The sequence below is a fragment of the Streptomyces sp. ActVer genome, assembly GCF_027270795.1.
Taxonomy (GTDB): domain Bacteria; phylum Actinomycetota; class Actinomycetes; order Streptomycetales; family Streptomycetaceae; genus Streptomyces; species Streptomyces umbrinus_A.
This window is the reverse complement of sequence record NZ_JAPWHT010000672.1, coordinates 1-3,862: the sequence shown is the minus strand read 5'-3', so window position 1 is coordinate 3,862 and position 3,862 is coordinate 1. Positions and strand designations below refer to the sequence as shown.

The 3,862-nt window shown below is 72.3% G+C and carries 3 protein-coding genes; all 3 read left to right on the top strand.

The window, feature by feature from the left end; all coding sequences use genetic code 11:
* The first annotated feature begins 162 nt into the window (after window positions 1-162).
* A complete protein-coding gene (locus tag O3Q52_RS50185; RefSeq protein ID WP_269655099.1) occupies window positions 163-1,095 on the top strand; it encodes a glutaminase in 933 nt (310 codons plus the stop codon).
* A 131-nt stretch (window positions 1,096-1,226) separates the two neighbouring features.
* Complete coding sequence (mptB, locus tag O3Q52_RS50180) at window positions 1,227-2,633, top strand: polyprenol phosphomannose-dependent alpha 1,6 mannosyltransferase MptB (protein WP_269655098.1); 1,407 nt, start codon at window positions 1,227-1,229, stop codon at window positions 2,631-2,633.
* Window positions 2,630-3,862 (top strand): glycosyltransferase 87 family protein (locus O3Q52_RS50175; protein ID WP_269655097.1); only part of this gene is annotated, 1,233 nt, incomplete at its 3' end. The genes mptB and O3Q52_RS50175, both read left to right, overlap by 4 nt.

Genomic DNA, 3,862 nt, shown 5'->3' with positions numbered 1-3,862 from the left:
CACAGCTGCGATCGGATGCCCCGTCGCGGCCCCGACCCGACACCACACGGCTGGCGCGTCTTTAGGGGCGCGGGGAACTGCGCGACCAGCCACACACCACCCGCACCCATACACGATCCGACCCCACCCCCTTCCACCCCCGCGGAGCGAACCGGAGTCACAATGGTGATCATGAGCTCGCCCCTGACCTTCCAACCGGTCCTGCAGCGAATCGCCGAAGAGATCGCAGCCGCCCCCGACCGCGGCCGCCCCGCCGACTACATCCCGGCGCTCGCGGCATGCGACCCGCACAGGTTCGGCATGGCGGTCGCGGAGCTGGACGGCACGGTGTACGGCGTCGGCGACTGGCGGAAGCCGTTCTCGACCCAGTCCATCACCAAGGTCTTCACCCTCGCCCTGGACCTGGCCCGAGAGGGCGACGAACTCTGGGAACACGTCGGCCGCGAACCCTCCGGCAACCCCTTCAACTCCCTCGTGCAGCTGGAGTACGAGAACGGCATCCCCCGCAACCCCTTCATCAACGCGGGCGCCCTCGTCGTCACCGACCGCCTCCACACCCGGACCGGCAACGCCGCGGACACCCTCCTCGACTTCCTGCGCGCGGAGAGCGGCAACGAACAGCTCGCCATCAACAAGGACGTCGCCGCCTCCGAGGCCACCCGCGGCGACCGCAACGCCGCGCTGGGCCACTTCATGGCGTCGTACGGGAACATCGAGAACCCGGTCCCGGTCCTCCTGGACCAGTACTTCCACCAGTGCTCCATCGAGGCATCCTGCGCCGACCTCGCCCTCGCCACCGGCTTCCTCGCCCGCCACGGCATCCGCTCCGACGGCACGCGCCTGCTGACCCAGAGCCAGGCCAAACAGGTCAACGCGATCATGCTCACCTGCGGCACGTACGACGCGGCGGGCGACTTCGCCTACCGCGTGGGCCTGCCGGGCAAGAGCGGTGTCGGCGGCGGCATCATCGCCGTCGTCCCCGGCCGCTGCACGCTCTGCGTCTGGAGCCCCGGCCTGGACGAGCGGGGCAACTCGGTGGCGGGAGTAACAGCCCTGGACCGCTTCACGACCCTCACGGGCGTGTCCGTGTTCTAGCCGGTTCTCCGGGAACGTCCGACAGCTGAGAACCGCCGTCCGCAGTCCGGTAAGACGGCGGCCATGCTGCGGCTGCCGCCCGGAGGGAGACGTGTCGCTTTCCGGCCACCCCGCGTTGACACGCTGACCGAGTGTTGGCCAAGGGTTTCTCCGTCGATCTGCGTCGCTGTCAACTGCTCGGGCTCACGGGCTCGGTCGCCCTCGCGCTGGGAGGCGAGACGGCCGGGGCGCTGCCCGTAAGGGAGTTGTCGGCCCTCGCGTCCGGACCGGCGGCGCTCGGGCTGGTCGGCGTGTACTTCGGAGTGGTGCTGCTCATCGCGGCCTGGGGTCTGCTGGGACGCGTGATCCGAGGACCCGAGCCGCCGAGCCCGCGAGCCCTGCTGGTCGTACTCGCCGTGTGGGCCACACCGTTGCTCCTCGCGCCGCCCCTGTTCAGCCGCGACGTCTACAGCTATCTCGCGCAGGGCGCGATGGTCGACGCGCACATAGACGTCTACACGCACGGCCCGGCGATACTCGGCGGCCCGCTCGCGGACGAGGTCGCGCCCGTGTGGCAGCGGACCGCGACACCGTACGGACCGGTCTTTCTCGCGGTCTCCTCCGCGCTGTCCGGGCTGACCCGGGGCGAGGTGCCCGCCGGGCTGTTCGGGATGCGGGTCGTCGCGTTGCTCGGCGTGGCGCTGATGGCGGCCGCGCTGCCGAGGCTGGCCAGGCACAGCGGTGCCGATCCGGCCGCCGCGCTGTGGCTCGGCGCGCTCAACCCGCTCGTGCTGCTGCACCTCGTCGCCGGAGCGCACAACGACGCCATCATGCTCGGCCTGCTGGGCGCGGGACTGGTGGCGGCACTCGGCCGGTGGCCCGTCCTGGGCGCCGTGCTCGTCACCCTCGCCGCCCTCGTCAAGGTCCCTGCCCTGCTCGGCCTCGCGGCCGTCGTGGCCCTCCAGGTGCGGGCCGGCGGGTGCATGGCGAGAGCCATCGCCACGGCCGCGGCCGCCGCGGTGGCCACGACCGTCGCCGCAACGGCCGCCGCCGGTACGGGATACGGCTGGATCGGCGCCCTCAAGACGCCCGTGTCGCCGGAGAACCTGTCGCCCACGAGCGTCCTCGGCCGTGCCACCGGTGCCCTTCTCCAAGGCCTGGGCAGCGACCTCGCTCCCTTCGCGCTGCCCGCGTGGCACGCCCTCGGCCTCGTGGCCACCGCCGTCGCCGTACTCGCCATATGGCTTCGCACCCCCCGCCTCAGCCCGGTCTACGCACTGGGCCTCAGCCTGGCGACGGTGGCCGTGCTCGGCCCGGCCATCCGCCCCTGGTACGCGCTGTGGGGGCTGTTCCTCATCGCCGCGGCCGCGCCCAGCACTTCCGTACGCCACCGGGTGGCCGCAGTGACCGGGGCGCTCGCGCTCGCGGTCCTGCCCAGTGGCGGTCCGCCCGATGCCGAGCAACTGGCCCTGGCGGTGTCCGGCGGGATGCTCGCGCTGGTCGTGCTCTGGCAGGCCCACCAGACGACGAACGCACCCGTCCTGGGGCGGACCGCATGAGGCTGACCGGCACAGATCGCGGGCGGCTGCTCTTCGTGCTCGCCCTGGCAACCGCCGTTGCCGTCTTCACCGCGACCGTGCCGCTCCTGCGGGACTGGTTCGACCTGCGGGTCTACCACGGGGCCGTCGACGCCTGGATCCACCACGGCGGCAGCGTCTACGACTACCGGGTGCCGGGGACGGAGTACGGATTCACGTATCCGCCGTTCGCCGCGGTCAGCATGCTGCCGATGGCACTGCTCGCACTGCACGCCGCGATCGCCGTGGGGCTGCTGCTCAACCTCGCCGCGACGGCCTTCGTCCTGCACGTCCTGGCGGGGGAGAGGCTGCGCCGGCACGGCTGGTTCGGGCTCGCCGTCACGGTCTGTCTGCTCGCCCTTCTCGAACCGGTCCGCGACACCTTCAGCTTCGGCCAGGTCAACCTCGTACTCCTGGCCCTCGTCCTCGGCGACGCCTGGCTGCTGTCGACGGGCCGTGAGCGCTGGGCCGGCGTCGGGATCGGGCTCGCCGCCGCGATCAAGCTGACGCCCGCGATCTTCATCGTCCTGCTGCTGCTCGCCAGACGTCCGCGAGCCGCCGGGACCGCGGTGGGCGTCGCCGCGACCGTCACCGCACTCGCGGCCTGGGTCATGCCGGACGCCTCCCGCTTCTACTGGACCGAGGCGGTCTGGGACACCACCCGCATCGGCCGCCTCGACTACGTCTCCAACCAGTCGCTGCAAGGCGTACTGGCCCGGCTCGCCGACCCCGCCGAACCGAGCCGCGCCGCCTGGGCGCTGGCGGCGCTGGCCGTGCTCGGTGTGTGGGTGTGGCGCGCGCGCCGGGCGCTGGCCGCGGACGACGTGCTCGGCGCCTTCGCCCTCACCGGGCTCGCCGCCTGTCTCCTCAGCCCGATCACCTGGGTGCATCACCTCGTCTGGCTGCTGCCGTCGCTCGCGATCCTGTTCGGGGAGGGGTTCAGGCGCAGACGGCTGCTGTGGATCGCGGGGGGTCTGTACGCCCTGCTGTGCAGCAGTGTGGTGTGGCTGTGGTTCGACGACGCGTCCGGCATAGACGGCTTCATCGGCAGCAACACGTACGTATGGATCACCCTCGGTCTGCTCCTGGGGCTGCCCGTCGGTCAGGCACGGGTGAACCGCCCGCCGTGGAGGCGCAGGACCAGCGACACGGCACCCGCGCCCAGTCCGGCGGCGCCCGCGAGGGTCCCCGCCTCGGCCAGCCAGCCGACC

What these genes read in the sequence shown, in the direction of transcription:
- O3Q52_RS50185 (WP_269655099.1), top strand. Translation starts at nt 163, where the DNA reads ATGGTGATCATGAGCTCGCCCCTGACCTTCCAACCGGTCCTGCAGCGA.